Below are 18,118 nucleotides of genomic sequence, written 5' to 3'. Positions count from 1 at the left end.
TGTCGGCCGGCATCAACGCTGAGAACTGAGAGTTGATCAGCTGCTGGGCGGCGGTGAGAGGCCCGGCTACGAAGGCCGCGGGGCCGCTCTCACTGGAGCGGCCCCGCGACCTGTTCGAGCGATCAGGGTCAGGTCTGCGGCACCTGGCGGAGCCGGGCGAGTTCGGCGCGGGCGAAGCGGACCCGGTCGGTCTCGGCGCCGGCGGAGGCGGCGAGCTGGCCGGCGAGGTCGTGGGCCGCTTCGAGGCGGTGGTGGCGGTTCCGGCGTTCGGCGCGGCTGCGGGCGGCTTTGCGGTAGGCGCGGCGCTGCTTGCGGTCGCCGGCGAGGGCGTCGAGTTCCTCGGTGGTGATCACGCCGTTGTCGGCTTCGGGCGTCATGACCGCGCGCATCGCTTCGCGTTCGGGGCGCACGGTGTGGTTGAACACCCAGATCACCACCGCGAACGAGGCCAGGATCTCGACGAACATGAGGCCGCCGATCAGGAGGCCGTTGCCGCCGCTCAATCCGATGTTGGCGTCCCACGTGCCGTGCAGGACCATCGACGTGAGGACGAGCGTGATGCCGAGACCGGGACGGCGGCGCTGCGCCACGGTGCCGACCAGGTAGACGATGCCCGCGCCGACGACCGCGGAGTACAGGATGTGGGAGGAGAACCCGGACAGCAGGCGCAGGCCCACGGTGCTCAGACTGGCGTGCATCTGGTCGGAGCCGAACTCCTCCGCCGCCGAGTTCAGGGTGTACGAGATGTCCTCGATGATCTCGAAGCCCAGACCGGCGAACGCGCCGAGGATGAACCCGTCATAAGCGGTGCGGACCACCTGCGGCGCCAGGAACAACAGCAGCAACACCGCGGATCCCTTGCCGAGTTCCTCGAAGAACGGTGCCGTCAGCCCGGCACCGAAAGCCATCTGGAAGGACTGGCCGAACCATTTCCCCCACAGGCTGATCAGAGCGGTGTTGCCGGACAGGGCGATGGCCCAGGCCGCGGCGAAGCCACCCCACACGAACGCCGCCACGACCAGGACGAGCGGCTGGCGCGAGTACCGGTCGATCCGGGCGGTGAACCACCAGAACAGCACGGCGAAGAGACCGAAGATCACGGTGCTGGCAGCCAGAGCCGGGGCGTAGAGCCGGATGCCCTGATTGATCTGACCGGCCAGGACCCAGAGCCCGTAGCCGACACCGAACAGATAGACCCAGAAGGTCGCGTTGCGCGGCTGCCACAACACGACGGGGTTGCCCCAGCCGGTCCGGTCGATCGCGGCGTCCCGGGCAGCGGCGGCGGTGTGCGTGGCGACGGGTACCGGGTCGGAGGTGGTGGTCATGATCCGCTCCTGTCGCCGATCGGGCGGACCGACCGCAGCATGGCGGCGATCTCCTGGGTGGCGCCGTCGGCGACGGTCTGCGGGCCGACGACCTCGACCTCGACGCCGGTCTCGCCGAAGACGAACGCCGCGACCAGGCCGACGGCGTTGGTGCCGTCGAAATGCGCGGCGACACCGTGGTCACCGGTCTCGTTGGTGATCGTCACCGGTTCGCCGGTGACGTGGAACCCGGCGTCGTCGGCGACGCGCAAGCCCTCGTTGGTCTTCTTGATCTGCGCGAGCAGCTGTGCCGGGGTGCCACGGTAGGTGTCGGTGATGACTTCGAAGACGGTGCCCTGATACGACACCGCGACCGTCCCCGGATACGAACCTGTCGGATCGGGCTGCCCCTGCCGCAGCCCGGTCAGCAGCCGCGCGCCGGCAACGGGGACAAACTGAACGTCCTCACCGACCTGTAGCACGTCACCGGCGCGGATCGGATCGTCGACACTGACCGATGAGTTGATCGCCGGCAAGATCCACGCCGCGACGGCGAACAGCAGCACGACCAGCCCCGCCGGCACCAGTGTGCGCCGGTCCAGCCCCAGCAGGCGCCGGTCGACCGGCACCCATGCGGCTCGCCACCGCCGTTCGCTGTCGGCGTGATCCGCCGAATACAGCACTGACATGTGTCTCTCCAGACCCGGTAGCGAGAAGTGATCACGAGGCTAGCAGCCAGTTGACCACGTGCTTTTCCGCTGAGTTAACAGTCACTGACGAACGGTGGTGAAGCCCGCCGGGTCGCGCACGCGAAGCCGGACCGCGGGGAGGACCTGACCGCCCGCCGAATCGACCGGGCGGTCTCCTGGGCCGCATTGACCGAATGAGGACCTGGGCGCTACCGGACGCGGTAGTGCAACTGCACGACACCGTTGCCGAACCGGTGCTCGTCGATCAGGTCGAGATCGACGCGCACCCCGGCCGGCAACCCCGGCTTACCGCCGCCGAGGACGACGGGCACGATGATCAGCCGGCATTCGTCGACCAGCCCGGCCTCGAACGCCCGCGCCGCCAGTTCGGCGCCTCCCACGGTGAGATCGCCGCTGGTCTTCAGAGCGCGCACCTCGGCGGGGTCGAAACGGCGTTCGAGCCGGGTATCGGCCGTGGAGACCGCGTCGAGGCTCGTCGAGTACACGACCTTGCTCGCCGCCTGCCACGCGCCGGCGAAGTCGGCCGTCAGATCGGACCGCGCGGCCAGCGAGGCGTCGGTCTCCCAGACGGCCATCGTCTCGTACAGGCGCCGCCCGTAGAGAAGCGTCCCCACCGACCGCAGCAGCGACGTGTGGAACGCGAACACCTCGTCGCCGAGCGGGAACCAGTTGATCCCGCCCTCGTCGTCTTCGATGTAGCCGTCCAGCGACACGTTCGTCACGTATGTCAGCCTGCCCATGCCGTCACCCCTCAATGGTCGTTCGCATCAGATGTACTACGAACGACGAGCCGCGGATCCGACATCCTTCGACTCCGCGCCGCGGGCGTTTCCCCGCAGCCCGGCACCTAAGGCCGTAACACGCTGACGCAGCAGGAGGCGCAGATCGCCGGCCTCGCCGCTCAGGGCCTGACCAACAAGGAGACACATCCGGCCCGCGCATTCGGTCCTCGCATTCGGCGTGAGCGGCCCCGGTGCGGCACACTGCGTGCGATACGGCGTCGAGGAGGTTGAGCGTGGGTGGGATCGAAGCGCTGGGCCGGCTGCTGCGGCAGTCGCACCACGCGCGGCCCGACGACCTTCCGCAGATGGCGATGCGAGCCGCTCCGCTCGTCGGCGCCACCTCCATGATCATCTACCTGGTGGATCACCAGCAGCGGGAACTGCTGCCACTGCTGGCCGGGGACGCTCCGGCCCGGGACCCGATCATGATCGACGGCACCCTCCCGGGGCGCGCCTACAGCACTGTCGCCGTCTGTCGCAGCGACACCGACGAAGGCGGCCTGCGACTGTGGACACCGCTGATCAACGGCGCCGAACGCCTCGGCGTGATCGAAGCCGTCCTGGACGGCCCCGCCGGCCCGTCCACGGCCGAGGACTGCGCCACCGTCGCGGCGTTGCTGGCCGAGCTGATCGTCACCCGCGGCCTCTACAGCGACACCATCGAACGGCGACGCCGCCGCGAACCCATGCTGCTGGCAGCGGAGATGCTCCGCGCCCAGCTGCCACCGCTGACCTTCTCCACCGGCCACCTGATGATCAGCGGAATCCTCGAACCGTGCTACGACGTCGGCGGCGACGCCTTCGACTACGCCGTCAACGGCGACATCGCCCACCTGGCGCTGTTCGACGCCGTCGGCCACGGCTCCGCCGGCGGGATGCGGGCGGTGATGCTGGTCTCGCTCGCGCTGGCCGCCTACCGCAACGCCCGCCGCGCCGGCCTCGACCTGGCCGGCACCTACCACCGCATCGACCGGGCCGTGCAGGACCACGACCGGCTCGGCCTGATCACCGCGGTGCTCGCCGAACTCGACCAGCGCACCGGCATGCTGCGGGTGATCTCCGCCGGGCACCCCGGCGGGATCGTCGTGCGCCAGGGCAAGGCGGTGAAGGTGCTGCCGACCCCGACGGCCCTGCCCGTATCGCTCGGTCATCACCGGCCGCCGGTCGTCGTCGAGGAGGCCCTCGAACCGGGCGACCACGTCCTGCTCTACACCGACGGCGTCACCGAGGCCCGTTCCCACGACGGCACGCCGTTCGGGATCGAACGGCTCATCGACTTCACGGTCAAGGCCATCGCCGATCAGCTCCCCCTGCCGGAGACCACTCGCCGGCTGGTTCACGCGATCCTGGAGCACCAGGACGACTGCCTGCAGGACGACGCGACGGTGCTGCTCGCCCAGTGGATCACCCCGGCGCCGGCGCACTCCGACACCGAGCTGCCCGAAGCCGACAACAGGGCACCCCTCGGCACCTCGGCCGGAACCGCCACCGCCTGATCACCCGTCTCGGTATCGGTCGGTGACCGCATTTCTGTGCTACGGTTCCCGTGTTGCAGTTTTGATTTCCGTAGACGTTTTCGGCGCCTGATGGGTTATCTGGACCCATGCAGGCGCTTTTTCGTTTCCGCGTCGAGCAGACGCGGGGATCAACGCGGCGGCGGCAGAGTCCGCACAGTGCGGATTCCGACAGCTTGCGAAGGAACAGACATGGCTACAGGCACCGTGAAGTGGTTCAACGGCGACAAGGGTTTCGGTTTCATCAGCCAGGACGACGGTGGCGCGGATGTCTTCGCCCACTTCTCGGCGATCTCGGCGAGCGGTTTCCGCAGCCTCGATGAGAACCAGCGGGTGGAATTCGACATCACCCAGGGCCAGAAGGGCCTGCAGGCCGAGAACATTCGCGTGATCTGATCCCATACCGCTGACGGCGGCCCGACTGGTTCAGCGGGCCGTCGTTGGCATTTCCGCTTCGATCGACGTCGATTTCACTTCTGCGCGCGGGATGTCTGATCACTGCCATGGCAGTGTTCGGCCATCGACGGATCTATTGCTGGGCAGGTGCCGGCCGGTAGGAACACCGGCATGCCCTTGCCACACGCGCGGCGTGCACGACGCCGTCTTGCTCTTGCGCTGGCCGGCCTGACGCTGCTGTCGACGATGCCGGCGACCCCGGCCGTCGCTGCCGGCGCGGTCCCGGCGACTCGTGCCGTCCCCGGCGGCGCGGTCCCGGCGACTCGTGCCGTCCCCGGCGGCGCGGCCCCTGCTGCTGCCGGCGCCTCGCACACCGTCACCCTGATCACCGGGGACCGGGTCACCGTCACCGAGGTCGGTGGTGGCCGGTACGCCACCGACGTGAAGCGTCCCGACGGGGCCCGCGGCGGGGTGCACGCCCAGACCATCGGCGACGACTTCTACGTCATCCCCGACGAGGCGCTGCCGTATCTCGCCGACGACCGGGTTGACCGGCGGCTGTTCAACGTGAGCATGCTGATCCGGGACGGCTACGACGACCGGCACGCGGACAGCACACCCCTCATCGTCGGTTACACCCGATCGGCGGGCCCGGTTCCGGCGGGGACCGTCAAAAAGCGGGCGCTTCCCAGCGTACGAGGACAAGCAGTTGAAGCGGCCAAGCGCGAAGCCCGGCGGACCTGGGAAGACGTCACCGCGAGCGCCGGGATCGCGAAGGTGTGGCTCGACGGCAAGGTGCGCACCGACCTGGTCGAGAGCACCGCGCAGATCGGCGCGCCGGCAGCGTGGGCCGCAGGGCTCGACGGCAAGGGTGTGAAAGTGGCGGTGCTGGACACCGGTGCTGACCTCGATCATCCGGACCTGGCCGGACGCGTCAGCACCGCGACGAGCTTCGTGCCCGGTGAGAGCGCCGAGGACGGGCACGGGCACGGTACGCACACCGCGTCGACAGTCGCCGGAAGCGGAGCGGAATCGGGTGGAACCGAGAAGGGCGTCGCACCGGAAGCGGACCTGATCATCGGCAAGGTGCTGTCCGACGAAGGGTCCGGCGACGACTCGTGGGTGATCGCCGGAATGGAGTGGGCCGCCGCGCAAGGGGCCCGCGTGGTGAGCATGAGCCTCGGCGGGGACATGCCGAGTGACGGCACCGACCCGATGAGCGCCGCGGTGAACCGGCTGACCGCGCAGACCGGCGCCCTGTTCGTCATCGCCGCCGGAAACGTCGGAGCCGAGGCGTCGATCAGCTCGCCCGGCGCCGCCGACGCCGCTCTCACCGTCGCGGCCGTCGACTCGGCGGATCAGCGGGCCTACTTCTCCAGTGCGGGACCGCGGTTCGGTGACTACGGCTTGAAGCCGGACATCGCCGCCCCGGGCGTGGACATCGTGGCGGCGAAGGCCGGCGGCGGCTACGAGGCCATGAGCGGCACCTCGATGGCGACGCCGCACGTGGCCGGCGCCGCGGCGATCCTGGCCGGGCAGCACCCGCAGTGGCGGGCACAGGAACTGAAGAACGCGCTGATGAGCAGTGCCGCGGCGGTGAGCGGGACGGCGTACGAGATCGGCGCGGGCCGGGTCGACGTCAAGGCCGGGATCACCTCGTCGATCACCGCCACCGGAAGTGTCTACTTCGGCTTCGTCGGCTGGCCGCACCCGTCACCGGCGCCGATCTCGCGTGAGGTCACCTACAGCAACAGCGGCGACGTGCCGGTGACCTTGGACCTCGGTGTCTCCGGTTCGGTCGCGGGCGGTCCCTATGACACCGACCCCGGCGCTGATGCGGGAACCCCGGCTCCCGGGATGTTCACCCTCTCCGCCTCGACGGTCGTGGTTCCCGCACAGGGGACCGCGTCGGTGACCGTCACCGCCCATCCGGAGCAGGCTGCTGACGGGCGGCGCTACCTCGGCGAGATCAAGGCCGGTGGCGTTCGCACTCAGCTGGGTCTCTACGCCGAGGACGAGCGGCACGACCTGACGCTCGACGTGAAGGACCGGGCCGGTGCCGCCGCCAGCGGATACCTGCTTCTGCAGCGGTTCGGGGAGATCGACCCGGAGATCGTGGCGTACGACGGGAAGACGACCCTGCGGCTGCGGTCCGGTGTCTACAGCGGCGTCACCTATCTGCAGACCTCCGGCAGCCACGGACCGGATTCGATCGGCATGACCCAGCTCGGTGCACCGGAGATCGTTCTGGACCGCGATCGCACGGTGGTCCTCGACGCTCGCCAGGCCCGCGAAGCCACCGCGACCGTGCCGAAGGTGACCCAGGATCGGGCGCTCTACCTGAACTGGCACCGCACCGACGGCGACACCAGCGTGTTCACTGATCAATACCTGCTGCCGCCGTGGGTCGACACCATGTACGCGCTGCCCACCGCGCCGGTCACCCGGGGTTCGTTCGAGTTCGAGACCCGGTGGCGCAAGAGCCGGCCACTGCTGACCGTCTCCGGCGTCGAGGACTTCCTCGGTCAGCCCGGTTCCAGCCTCTACGACGGCACCGCACGGTTGGAAACGATATATCTTCCTACAGGTTCTATATCCGATTATTCGGGCAGAGACGTGCGCGGCAAGGTCGTCATCGTGACCCGGTCGGCCGGCCTGACCGGAAGTGAGCGGGCCGCCAACGCCGCCGCGGCCGGCGCTGCGCTGCTGATGGTCGTCAACGACGGGCCCGGCAAGCTTCACGAGTGGGTCGGCAAGGACGACGGGACCTCGGTGCCGATTCCGGTGCTCGGCCTGACCGCTCGGGTCGGCCAGGCGCTGATCTCTCGGATGGGGCGCCTCACCGTCACCGGGTCGCCCAACTCGCCGTACGTCTACGACCTCGTCGACCCGCATCCGGGCCGGGTGCCGTCATCGCTGGCCTACCGCCCCAAGGCGAGCGAACTGGCCGTCGTCGACATGCGTTACCACGGATCGGGCAAGCGGCGCGGCGGCGAGTTCCGGTGGGACTACCGGCCGTACCGTCCCTACTCGGTCGGCTACGAGATGGCCCTCGACTTCCCGTCCACCCGCACCGACTACGTGTCCGCCCAGCCCGGCACCGCGTGGGCGGAGGACGCCGTCGGCGGCGCGAACCTGGAACTGGTGTCGGTCAGCGAAACCCACACCTACAAGCCGGGCAGCCGGCAGACCGTGAACTTCTTCGGGCCGGTGATCCGCCCCCGCAACAACGCGCCGTTCTGGTCGTCGACCCGCTACCAGGGATACATGGCCTTCAACGTGCAGCCGTGGGCCGACGGGGGTCACGGGCACGCCGGGTATCAGCAGTGGGGCGACACGCTGCGGTTCACCGTGTCGCGCGACGGCTCGCTGCTGAAGGAGTCGGAGTGGGCCATGGCGGCGCTGGAAGAGGATCCGGCGGGCGCCTCGAAGTACACGCTCGACCTGAAGGCCGGCCGTGATCCGTCGGCCTACCCGTTCTCCCCTGCCACACACACGGTCTGGGACGTCGTGTCCCGTCCGGCCGTGGCCGACGAGGAGACGATGCCGTTGCTGCAACTCGACTACGGCGTGGTCACCGACCTGGCCGGTTACGCCCGTGGTGGCAGGCAGTCACTGACCCTGACACCGTCCCACCTGCCCGGCGCCGTGGGTGCCGGCCGCATCACGACGGCGACCTTGGACGTCTCCTTCGACGACGGCGCGACCTGGAAGAAGGCGTCGCTTCGCCGGTCCGGCTCGGGATGGGCCGCGACTTTCCCCGCCCCTCTGTCCGGATTCGTCACCCTGCGAGCGACCGCCCGCGACACCGCCGGCAACACCATCCGCCAGGAGATCACCCGCGCCTACGGAATTCGTTCCTAGCGCGGTGAAGAGGAACGGCCCCGGGCATCCCCCCGCCCGGGGCCGTTCTGCCCCCGCAAATCGGCTCGCCGCGGACGGCCGTCCGCGCTAGCCTGCGCCCCATGACCTTCATCTGCTTCTGCGCCGCTGCCGGGCGGACCCGCCGCTCCTGAGCGGCGAGCATCCGTCACCACGGTGCTCCGCCGCTTCCTGCGTCCTTTCGCCGCCATGGAACGGAGCATCCGCATGCCCTCGCACATCCGTCCGCTCATCGCAGCCGACGTGCAAGCCGTCGTCGACCTGTCCCTGCTCGCCTGGGAACCGGTCTTCGTCTCGTTCGAGAACGTCCTCGGATCCACTGTCTTCAACCTGATGTACCGCCCGGACTGGCGGACCGCGCAAGCCGCCGCCGTCCGGACGTGCTGCCTCGCGGACGACGCCTTCGTCCTGAACACGGATGACGGCGTCACGGCCGGTTTCGTCGTCCTCCGCCAGGACCGCGAAGAGTCACTGGGGATCATCGAGATGATCGCCGTGCACCCGGAACATCAGCGTCGCGGTCACGGCCGAGCCCTGATGGAATTCGCCATCCGGCGACTCACCGACCAGGGCCTCGCCCTGATCAACGTGGGAACCGGCGGCGATCCCGGGCACGCACCCGCGCGCGCCCTCTACGAAGCAGTCGGGTTCACCGGACTGCCGCTGGTGAACTACTACCTGCCTCGCCGGGCGGAGCGGTAGTCAGGGGCCGGCCGGCGCGCTCAACGCCGGCCGGCCTGCTCTTCTAAGGTGCGCCTGACATGAAGTAGTACGGCCCCCGCCGTCATGACCCGCCGCCGCTGCCGGCAGATCTTGGGCGATCTTTGACTCGTCGAGGTGCGAAGTCACCCAAGATCTGGGAAAGGGGCGACGGTCGGCGTGGGCTTTCGGGCGGCCGTCATCGGAGTGCGTGGTGGGTTGTTGAGGTAGTGGTCGTTGCCGCGCGTGGTGGGTTGTTGAGGTAGTGGTCGTCGCCGCACGTGGTGGGCCCGTTCAGGTAGCCGTCCTCGCCGCACACGGTGGACCGCAGTGCGCTGTCGTATCAGCTTTGGCCGGCGCTTCGCCGCTCGGTGTCACGGCTGGTCGCGCCCTTCGCTTCGGCGCGGCCGATTGGTGGAAGGTCGTGGGGCCCGGAGCACCCTCGATGTTCCACAAAGTCTCAAGTCTCCACGATCGCCCGAACGCCGGCCCGAGCCGCCTGCGGATCTTGAGCGATCCTCGCCACCCCGAGGTGCGAGTTCACCCAAGATCCGAGAGGGAGGGAGAGAGGGAGAGAGAGGGGAGAGGGGGAAGGAGGCGACGCCAAGCGGGGGTTTGCAACTGGCTAGGTGTGAAGTCGCCCAAGATCTGGGAGGAGAAAGGAGATGGCGCTCAGCGAAGGCTTGGAGGAGTGGTGGGAGCGCTACTGTCAGCTCGTGTCCATACTGGAACCGGTCGGGGTCGGGGCGGCGGAGGAAGAGGTGTACCGGCACCTCGTCACTCTTCGGGCCGCCACCCTGGACGACCTGGTGAAACACATCGGCAGGGAGAGCGCCGAGATCCGGGCGGCGCTCGACGGGCTCCTCGAGCGGGGGCTTGTCGGTGACGAAGGGGCGATCGGTTATGTGCCCGCCCCACCCGCGCTGTCGCTCGGTGCCCTCATCCACCAGCGGCAGGCCGACCTGCGCGCCGCCGAACTGGCCGTCGCCGCGCTCGCCGAGGACTATCGGACCGCGCGGCCGCCGGCCGACGTCGTCGAGGTGCTCACCGACCGGGAGACCGTGCGGCGGCGGTTTCTGCAGATCCAGGACGCCGCGCGGCATGAGGTGCGGTCCATGGTCGTGCCCAATCTGACGATCGTCCCGCACCGGGAGAACACCGCCGAGCGGGAGGCGCTGCGACGCGGTGTTCGTTATCGGGCACTGCTTGACCGGGGAGCACTCGCGGCGCCCGAGATGGTCACCGATGTGCGGGCCAGTCTCGCCGCCGGGCAGCAGATCAGGGTCGTCGACGTCGTACCGGTCAAGATGATGATCGTCGACGAGGAGACGGCTTTTCTGCCGCTGCGCACCGACCGGCCCGAGTCGCCGGCGTCGATTCTCATTCACCGCAGCGGGCTGCTGGCGGTGCTGATCGCGTTCTTCGAGACCGAGTGGGAACGGGCGGTTCCGCTGCCGATCGGCGAGGACCACCCCGGCGACCTCGACGACCTCGATCGGCAGGTTCTCGGGCTTCTGCTGGCGGGACTGACGGATCAGGCGGTGGCCGGTCAGCTCGGGCTGTCCCTGCGTACCGTGCATCGAAGGATCCGGCAATTGATGGCGAAGGCGCGGGTCGACAGCCGGGTGCAGCTCGGATGGGTCGCCGCCCGCAAACGATGGGTGTGAGAGTCAGCCCCGGTGGATCCAGGCGATCGCGTCGTCGTAGGCACGCCGTGTCGACGCGCCGACCCGCTCGTCGCCGCTGTACACCTCGATCAGATCGGTCAGGCCAGCCACCCGCAGCTGCTTCTGCACCCGATCAGTAGCGGACACCAGCATCAACTTGCTCCCGTCGGCCCGCAGCGCCTCGGCATAGCGGCGCAGCACCCCGAGGAACGTGGTGTCGAGTTGCTCCCGCCCGCGCAGCCGGATGATCACCACCGAGTTGCCCTCGGACGGCGCCGGCAGCTGATCTTCGAGGACGCGGGCAGCGGCGAAATAGAGGCTTCCGTACGGTTGCAGCACCACCACCTCATCGGCGGACAGCACGGCGGGCGGATCGGTCTCCACCACGTTGCCGTCGTCGTCGAGCTGCCACCGCTTGATGGTCACCTGATTCGACTGGCGGATCACGTGCAGGATCACCGCGAGGCCCACCCCGGCGAGCACGGCATATTGCAGCGGGATCAGCATGGTCAGCGTGAACGTGCAGGCCAGCACGGCCTTCTGGATCGAGCCGGTTCTCCACACCGCTTGCAGAGAAGCAGGCTTGACGGTACGCAGACCGATCAGCATCAGCAGGCCCGCCAGAGCAGGCATGACGATCTGGCCCACCACGTCGGCGAACGCCATCACCACGATCGCCATCACCACCGCCGCGATGATCAGCGAGAGTCGTGAACGCGCGCCGGCGGCCCGGTTCAAGCTCGTCCCGGACACCGAACCGCCGACCGGCATGCCCTGGAAGATCCCGGAAGTGAGGTTGCCGGCGCCCTGGCCGATGAAGTCGCGGGACGCATCCGGGTACTTGCCGTCGGGGTTCGGGAACCCCGCGGAGATCGCGGCGCCCTGCAACAGTCCGACGAACGCCAGCGCCAGGGCCGGTATCAGCAGCGCGGGGATGATTCCGAAGTCCGGCAGCACCGGAGTGGGCAGCGCGTTGGGGACCTCGCTGATGTCGTTGACGACCCGCACCCCGGTCCAGCCCAGCAGCGGGACCGCAATCGAAGTGATCACGACTGCCACGACCAGTCCGAACGTACCGATGCGGGTCCTCTCGAAAAGAAGAATCAAGAGGATCGTCGCCGCGCCGGTCGCCACCGACTGCCAATCGAGGCGGCCCGGATGCAGGATCGTGTCGAGGGCGCGCAGCACCCGGTTGACGCCGTTGCCCTCGTAGCCGGTGAAGTTCGACAGCTGCCCGAGCACGATGTTGACGCCGACGGCGCTGAGGAACGCGACCATCACCGAGTTCGGCACGAACCGCAGCACGAACCCGAGCCGCAGCAACCCGGCCGCCACCATGATCACGCCGGTCAGCATCGCCAGGGTGAACAGCGCCTTCGCCGGATCGTTCGCGCCGTGCACCGCCGGGACGTCGGCGACGATGATGCCCATGGCGCCGGTTCCCTGGACGGCCATGTACGCCGAACTGGTGAAGACCGCACCGCCTAGCGTCCCGAACATGTAGGCGTAGAGGCCGGCCAGCGGGTTCACGCCCGCGAGCAGGCCGGACGCCAGACCGTCCGGGACACTCTCCACGCCGAGCACCACCCCGGCGACGGCGTCCTTGCCCAGTCTTCTCACCGCCCGATCTTCAACGCCCACCGCATCCCGCACCCCATCCGCGGCGAATGAAACCGCCCTGCCGGAAGCGTGTGCGACGTCCCTCGCCGTCAGGGCAAGGTGACGACCTGAGCCGCGTACGCCAAGCCGGCGCCGAAGCCCACCAGCAGTGCGGGACCCGACGTGTCGGGCAGGGCTGCCATCGCCTGCGGGATGGAAGCCGCGCCGGTGTTGCCGTTGGTGATGATGTCGGTGGCCACCGTGACGTGCGGGCCGAGACCCAGGGCCTTGGCGGCTGCCGAGGTGATGCGCAGGTTCGCCTGGTGGGGGATGAAGGCCGCGAGGTCGTCCGCGGAGACACCCGCCGCGTCCAGCGCGCGCCTGGCCACGTCGGGAACGACGGAGGTCGCCCAGCGGAACACCTCGGGGCCGGCCATGCGCAGGATGCCCGCCTCGTCGTACCGCAGCACCTCACTCTTCGAACCGTCGGCGCCCCACACCACCGGGCCGATGCCGCGCGTCTCCGACGGGCCGACGACCACCGCGCCCGCGCCGTCGCCGAACAGGAACGCCGTGCTGCGGTCGCGTTCGTCGATGAGGTCGGTCATGCGCTCGGCGCCGACCACGACGACGTGGCCGGCCGTGCCGCCGCGCACGAGCGCGTCGGCGGTCGCGAGCGCGTACGGGAATCCGGCACACGCCGCTCCCAGATCCATCGCCGCCGCCGCGGTGGCACCCAGCGCGTCCGCCACCAGGGGCGCGGCGGTCGTAGCCCGGCCGCGGTGGGACATCGTCGCCACCAGGACGGCCGACACGTCGCGCGGATCGACGCCTGCGCCGGCCAGCGCCTTGGAGGCAGCCGCCGCCGCCATCATGACCAGGCCCTCGTCGGGTGCGGCACGCCGGCGCGACTCGATGCCGCAGCGGCGGCGGATCCATTCGTCGCTCGAGTCGATCAGGGCGGCGATCGGCTCGTTGCCCACCTCAGTCCGTGGGCGGTACGTGGCGACACTCAGGATGCGTGACCCGGAGTGTCCGGCGCGGTGCTGCAAAGGGGTGGCCATAGCAAGGCATCCAAGCATGCCCTGCTGGGTGCACTCAGAACGTTTGGTTCCTCACCGGTAACTAAGCGTCCGGAGCAGGCGCGGCCTCGTCGTCCGGGACGTCGTCCGGCCGGCTGACCCATCCGGAGAACACCGGAAGCCCATGCCAGGGCCCCCGCACAGGGCCGGCGCCGGCTCTGAACTCGATGTCCGTCGCGATGGCGACGACGGCGTACGGATGCCCGAACCGCAGATCCGCCGTTCGCACCACGCCGTCCGCGGGTTCGCTCTCGGCGGCGGCGAATCCGGTGGCGGCGGCCGCCTCGAAACCGTACCGGCCGTACCGGGCCACCGCAGACTGCCGGGCCTCGAACGCCAGATCGGGGTGGCCCAGCAGCGGCGCCAGCACCCGGGCCGCGAGCGGGAATCCGAGTGACGGGTCGCTCAGGTCGTGGTTCCCGTCGGCCGCCCAGCAGGGCAGCAGCGCCCGATGCCGTTCCTCCCGGCCGTCGAGGGCTCGAGTGGGCTCGCGGTCCTCGCGGATGCTCCACAGCGCGGTCTCGCCCACCGGCAGGTCGAACAGCGACACCCGGCGTGCCGAGGCCCAGTGACGGACGGCGGGAGCGATCTCGTGGGCGACGGCGAGCACGTCACCGTACGGAACCTCCGGCGCGGCGGCGACCGACACGACGGAGAGCCCCGCGGTGCCGGACCCGGCGTCGGCGGCGTGCACGATGACGTCGCCCACCGTCTCGGTGGTGGCGATGAACGTCACGTGCCCGGCCGACGGGCTGCTCAGCACGTGGCTCAGCCGGCCGGCCCACGGGCTCTGCGGCCCCAGCGCGGACCCGGGCGCGACGTCGAACGGATCCTCCCAGGACACCCGGGTCGCCAGCACCCCGGCCAGCACGAGCACCACATCGGGCGTCACGTTCAGCGGGAACTCCTCGATCAGGCCGAGGCTGTGTTCCCGCACCCATGCGTCGAGCAGCGCCTGCTCCGGCAGCGGCCCGGTGCGGGCCTGTGCCGGCAGGCTCGAGTACCAGTGCCGCAGCCGGTCCGTGTCGGCGCCCGGCCGGTGCCAGGTCGCCGCGGCCGACGGCGCCAGGGGATGCGGTTGATCCAGCAAGATCGCGGCAGTCTCGGCGGCGGCCTTCGCGTCCATGCCGAGCACGTCGGTCAGCGCGTCGCTCGTCCCGCCGTCGCTTGTCGCGGCGTTGCTAGCCGAGCCGTCGCTCGTCGCGCCGTCGTTCGCCGAGGCGCACAGGGCTAGCAGAAGCCATGCCCCGAGCGGCGAGGCGACATGATGCCCATCGCCGACCGTTGCGTGAAACCGTCGCGCATATCGAGCGACGGCGCCGGTGACGTCCTGTGTCATGGCTGCAGTGTGCCAAACGCCCGGATTCGTCTTCGGCGTAGTTCATCGAGCTCCGGGCCGTCGCACTTTTGTCGACCGTCAGTGGCAGCGGCTTGTCCGCATGCCGCGGGACGACGTCAGATCCAGGATGGTGTCCAGCGAACCCGGTCGCCGCTCTGCGCCGGGCCGTGACGGCCAAGTTTCACCGCCACGCCGACATCCGCGCCATCTTGCTGGACACCGGCGACGAGGAGATCGTCGAGGACACCAGCACCGAAAATCGAGCCGTAGAGCTCGCGGACGTGCGGGGGTGCAGTCGGTCGTGTGCCGGTAGTTCGCTTTCGCGGGACCGAAATCGATCGATTAACGTGGATGCATGGACGCTACGACAGCGGTCTCCCTGATCTCCATCGCCATCTCCGTCGTCTCGCTGATCGTCTCCGGGACGCTCGCGCTCCGGCAGGCGCGCACCACGATGGACGGCTACGCCCTGCCAGTCGTGCTCCAGGTTTTCAGCCGTTTCCGAACACAGGAGTTCTTCGACGCTCAACAGTTCATCTTCGAGGAGCTTCGCCGGCGCCCGGTCCAGCCGTACACAGACCTGCCGTTGGAGATCCGGGCTCATCTGCGCATGGTGGGTGGTCTCTACGACGACCTCGGCAAGCTCGTCGCGCACGGCATCGTCAAGGAGGAGCTGATCATCGGCTCGAACGGCTCCCAGGCCCGACGCATTTGGGAGGCGATCGAACCCTTCGTGCGCGCCGAACGCGCCAAGCGCAACAGCAACCTGTGGATCTATCTGGAGGATCTGGCGTACCGCACCACCCGGAAACCGCCGGCCGCCATTCACGAGAAGCTCAAACTGCACCCGTACGCCGGACCAGCGCACAAGTCCCTTCCAGCACCGCCCGAGCCCTCTGCGACACCACGACCTCGCACGGAGCAGCAGCCGAAGTAACAGGCTGGAGGAGAGCGGCCCGGCCGAGCCGAACTCTGGCGTGTCCACTCGCGCTCGCTTCATGCGGCAGATGAAGGCGTACGGCAAGCCGGCACAGACGGTCTATGAGGTCACGCCGACTATATTTCGATCATCGGGAGGAGAAACATGTCCGCACTCGCGCGAATCGCCGGTGTCGCATCGGTTCTCGCCGCCGGCGTGATCGGAACCGGCGGCTACCTCCTGCTGCGGGAGGATCATGGCGGGCGGGGCGCGGATACCGACGAGATCCGTAATACCGTGGAGGAGTTCGTGCTGGCCGTGGACCGTGACGACCGGCAGGTGATCCGCGGTTTGGTCTGTGCACGGGAACTCACCGCGATGCGCGACGTCGACGGCCGCGACGAGACCGACCCCGGTGGATTCGACCTCACCATCTCGCTGTCGCCGGTCACCATCTCGGACACCGTCGTCGCCGGAGACGAGGCCCGCGCCACCATCTCCCGCCCGGCCGTGTCCGACCCGGTGACATTGGTCTTCCGCAAGGAAAAGGGCTTGTGGAAAGTCTGCGACCCGGCAGCCGGTCACCGGAAGAAATAGACCGTGCGCAACCGGCCCCGCCGCTCCAAGCCCGTGACTCGCGGCGCCATGAGCGGATGTCCGGCCGCGACCACGCATACCGCTGGTCATGCGTGAGCCTCAGTGACGACCGCCCGATAAGCTGCCGTCGACGGCACCGCCTTCACCCGACGATGGGAAGAATTGTCATGGCCACGGTCTATGTCGAAACCACCGTCAACGTCCCGGCGCAGCGGGTGTGGGAGGCCGTCGCCGATGTCGGCGCGGTGCACCGGCGGCTGTTGCCGGGCCGAGTGGCCGACGCCCGGATCGAAGGCGACGTCCGCATCCTGACCATGCCGGACGGGGCGCAAGTGCACGAGCTCATCCTGGCGGTGGATCACGACATTCGCAGAATGGCGTACACGGTGACCGGGGGGCAACGGCTGCCATTGACCTATCACCACGCAGCATTCCAGGTGTACGAGGAGGGTGATCGCAGCCGGCTCGTCTGGCTGACCGACGTCCTCCCACATGCCATGGCCGCTGTGGTGAAACCCCGCGTCGAGCGTGGGATCCAGGAGATGAGGGAACTTCTGGAACTGACGAATGCGGACCGATGAGCGACGCAATCATCTCGGTTGAAATATCCTGGGCGAGTGCCGAGGAATTGCCTTATGCCTGCCTGCGGTATCTGCCTGGTGCGGTTCCGTACTGGCGTTTGAATGCGTTGGCGAAGGCGAATTCTGAGGTGTAGCCGACTTTGCTGGAGATGGCGCTTAGTGGGGTGTCGTCTTGTCGGAGAAGGCGTGCGGCTGTGGTCATGCGCCACCAGGTGAGGTAACTCAACGGTGGCCGGCCGACGAGGGCGGTGAAGCGGCGGGCGAACGGGGCACGTGACAGCTGGCCTTCCGCGGCGAGTGTCGCGACGGTCCATGGATGTGCGGGGTCGCGGTGAATGGCCTACGCACCCAGTCGTCCCAACCCCCGCTATCCCGGTCCGCCACCAGCGAAGCGTAGATGGCGGAGTGCTGAGCCTGCGCTATACCTGACGGCGCGAACCATCAGCGGCAGGTAGTGCCCACCTCCGCGCTGTCGCCGGCAGCTCCACGTCGATCGCGCGACCGCACGGGATCAAATATGGTAACCGTGAATGGCATCCGGTCAGGCTGGCCAGTTACTGAATCTCATCTCTGGCTACAGATATGAATTCGTCGAGTAGTTCCAGCAGCTTCTTCTCGTGACTGACCAGTTTTTCACGATCGGGTGCCTGGGAGATGGCATCAATAGGATGGAATGCCGCACCAGCCACCGCAACTATTCGCGCGTCGCCGGCGACCAACTGGGCTCGAAGCCTTGCGTGGTTGGCCAATGCGCCCAATCTGTCCGCCTCTGTGTAGGCGGCAAGAAGCTCGGGACCATCCTTCATTCGCTGCTTCACGAGCCACAGACTCACGACGCCCTGCCGAAGGCTCGCCATCGCACCGGCGAATCCGCTGTAAGCGGCCATGCGCTCCTGTCGGAGGCGTTCGTCCCGTGTGAATACCTCAGAACGCAGCGCATTGGCGCGCTGGAACAGATATGCCAGAGTGGCGCCCAGCAGGGTCCCGGCCACCGCGATCACACTGCCCACCCATCCGGCCATACTCGCAGTGTGGGCACTCGCTACG

16 protein-coding genes are annotated in these 18,118 nt (G+C 68.8%); 8 read left to right on the top strand and 8 right to left on the bottom strand.

The window, feature by feature from the left end:
• Window positions 1-128 precede the first annotated feature (128 nt).
• The 3 genes from EP757_RS42395 to EP757_RS42385 all read right to left on the bottom strand — a co-directional run bounded on the left by EP757_RS42395 (window position 129) and on the right by EP757_RS42385 (window position 2,754).
• Window positions 129-1,325: a PrsW family intramembrane metalloprotease gene (locus EP757_RS42395; RefSeq protein ID WP_127553962.1), complete on the bottom strand. Its 1,197-nt coding sequence runs from the start codon at window positions 1,323-1,325 to the stop codon at window positions 129-131.
• Window positions 1,322-1,993 (bottom strand): hypothetical protein, encoded by a 672-nt coding sequence (locus EP757_RS42390; protein ID WP_127553961.1) that lies wholly within the window; start codon window positions 1,991-1,993, stop codon window positions 1,322-1,324. Before EP757_RS42390 ends, EP757_RS42395 begins: the two co-directional genes overlap by 4 nt.
• A 209-nt stretch (window positions 1,994-2,202) precedes the next feature.
• Entirely contained in the window at window positions 2,203-2,754 is a 552-nt protein-coding gene (locus EP757_RS42385) for a dihydrofolate reductase family protein (RefSeq protein ID WP_127553960.1), read from the bottom strand.
• A gap of 275 nt (window positions 2,755-3,029) precedes the next feature.
• On the opposite strand from EP757_RS42385, the gene EP757_RS42380 reads away from it, so the two are divergent.
• The 5 genes from EP757_RS42380 (at window position 3,030) to EP757_RS42360 (ending at window position 10,954) form a co-directional block, all read left to right on the top strand.
• Window positions 3,030-4,292, top strand: a complete 1,263-nt coding sequence (locus EP757_RS42380) for a PP2C family protein-serine/threonine phosphatase (protein ID WP_127553959.1) — start codon at window positions 3,030-3,032, stop codon at window positions 4,290-4,292.
• 210 nt (window positions 4,293-4,502) lie between these two features.
• A complete protein-coding gene (locus EP757_RS42375) occupies window positions 4,503-4,706 on the top strand; it encodes a cold-shock protein (RefSeq protein WP_127553958.1) in 204 nt (67 codons plus the stop codon).
• A 171-nt stretch (window positions 4,707-4,877) separates the two neighbouring features.
• Window positions 4,878-8,570 carry a S8 family serine peptidase gene (locus EP757_RS42370; RefSeq protein WP_160166033.1) on the top strand — a complete coding sequence of 1,231 codons (3,693 nt, stop codon included), beginning with the start codon at window positions 4,878-4,880 and terminating at the stop codon, window positions 8,568-8,570.
• Window positions 8,571-8,795: 225 nt separating this feature from the next.
• Window positions 8,796-9,290 carry an N-acetyltransferase gene (locus EP757_RS42365; RefSeq protein ID WP_127553956.1) on the top strand — a complete coding sequence of 165 codons (495 nt, stop codon included), beginning with the start codon at window positions 8,796-8,798 and terminating at the stop codon, window positions 9,288-9,290.
• A gap of 713 nt (window positions 9,291-10,003) precedes the next feature.
• Complete coding sequence (locus EP757_RS42360) at window positions 10,004-10,954, top strand: LuxR C-terminal-related transcriptional regulator (RefSeq protein ID WP_160166032.1); 951 nt, start codon at window positions 10,004-10,006, stop codon at window positions 10,952-10,954.
• Between the two features lie 3 nt (window positions 10,955-10,957).
• Here EP757_RS42360 and EP757_RS42355 read toward each other — a convergent pair whose 3' ends face one another.
• The 3 genes from EP757_RS42355 to EP757_RS42345 form a co-directional block, all read right to left on the bottom strand.
• Window positions 10,958-12,574: a SulP family inorganic anion transporter gene (locus EP757_RS42355; RefSeq protein ID WP_174262499.1), complete on the bottom strand. Its 1,617-nt coding sequence runs from the start codon at window positions 12,572-12,574 to the stop codon at window positions 10,958-10,960.
• Window positions 12,575-12,663: 89 nt separating this feature from the next.
• The gene (locus EP757_RS42350; RefSeq protein WP_255435390.1) at window positions 12,664-13,617 is read right to left on the bottom strand and encodes a beta-ketoacyl-ACP synthase 3; all 954 of its coding nucleotides are present in this window, start codon (window positions 13,615-13,617) and stop codon (window positions 12,664-12,666) included.
• A gap of 61 nt (window positions 13,618-13,678) precedes the next feature.
• Window positions 13,679-14,974, bottom strand: a complete 1,296-nt coding sequence (locus EP757_RS42345) for a hypothetical protein (protein ID WP_127553952.1) — start codon at window positions 14,972-14,974, stop codon at window positions 13,679-13,681.
• A gap of 355 nt (window positions 14,975-15,329) precedes the next feature.
• On the opposite strand from EP757_RS42345, the gene EP757_RS42340 reads away from it, so the two are divergent.
• The 3 genes from EP757_RS42340 (at window position 15,330) to EP757_RS42330 (ending at window position 17,071) form a co-directional block, all read left to right on the top strand.
• Window positions 15,330-15,911 (top strand): hypothetical protein, encoded by a 582-nt coding sequence (locus EP757_RS42340; RefSeq protein ID WP_127553951.1) that lies wholly within the window; start codon window positions 15,330-15,332, stop codon window positions 15,909-15,911.
• 147 nt (window positions 15,912-16,058) lie between these two features.
• Window positions 16,059-16,490 carry a hypothetical protein gene (locus EP757_RS42335; protein ID WP_127553950.1) on the top strand — a complete coding sequence of 144 codons (432 nt, stop codon included), beginning with the start codon at window positions 16,059-16,061 and terminating at the stop codon, window positions 16,488-16,490.
• A gap of 167 nt (window positions 16,491-16,657) precedes the next feature.
• A complete protein-coding gene (locus EP757_RS42330; protein WP_127553949.1) occupies window positions 16,658-17,071 on the top strand; it encodes an SRPBCC family protein in 414 nt (137 codons plus the stop codon).
• 52 nt (window positions 17,072-17,123) lie between these two features.
• Here the strand turns inward: EP757_RS42330 and EP757_RS42325 are convergent, their stop codons facing one another.
• On the bottom strand, window positions 17,124-17,408 hold the full coding sequence (locus EP757_RS42325) for a helix-turn-helix transcriptional regulator (protein ID WP_370457885.1): 285 nt from the start codon (window positions 17,406-17,408) through the stop codon (window positions 17,124-17,126).
• A gap of 217 nt (window positions 17,409-17,625) precedes the next feature.
• The gene (locus tag EP757_RS42320; protein ID WP_127553948.1) at window positions 17,626-18,093 is read right to left on the bottom strand and encodes a hypothetical protein; all 468 of its coding nucleotides are present in this window, start codon (window positions 18,091-18,093) and stop codon (window positions 17,626-17,628) included.
• Window positions 18,094-18,118 lie beyond the last annotated feature (25 nt).

Source organism: Actinoplanes sp. OR16 (assembly GCF_004001265.1).
Lineage (GTDB): Bacteria > Actinomycetota > Actinomycetes > Mycobacteriales > Micromonosporaceae > Actinoplanes.
Note: the sequence above shows the minus strand (reverse complement) of the source record. Positions and strands in the feature narration are given on the sequence as shown.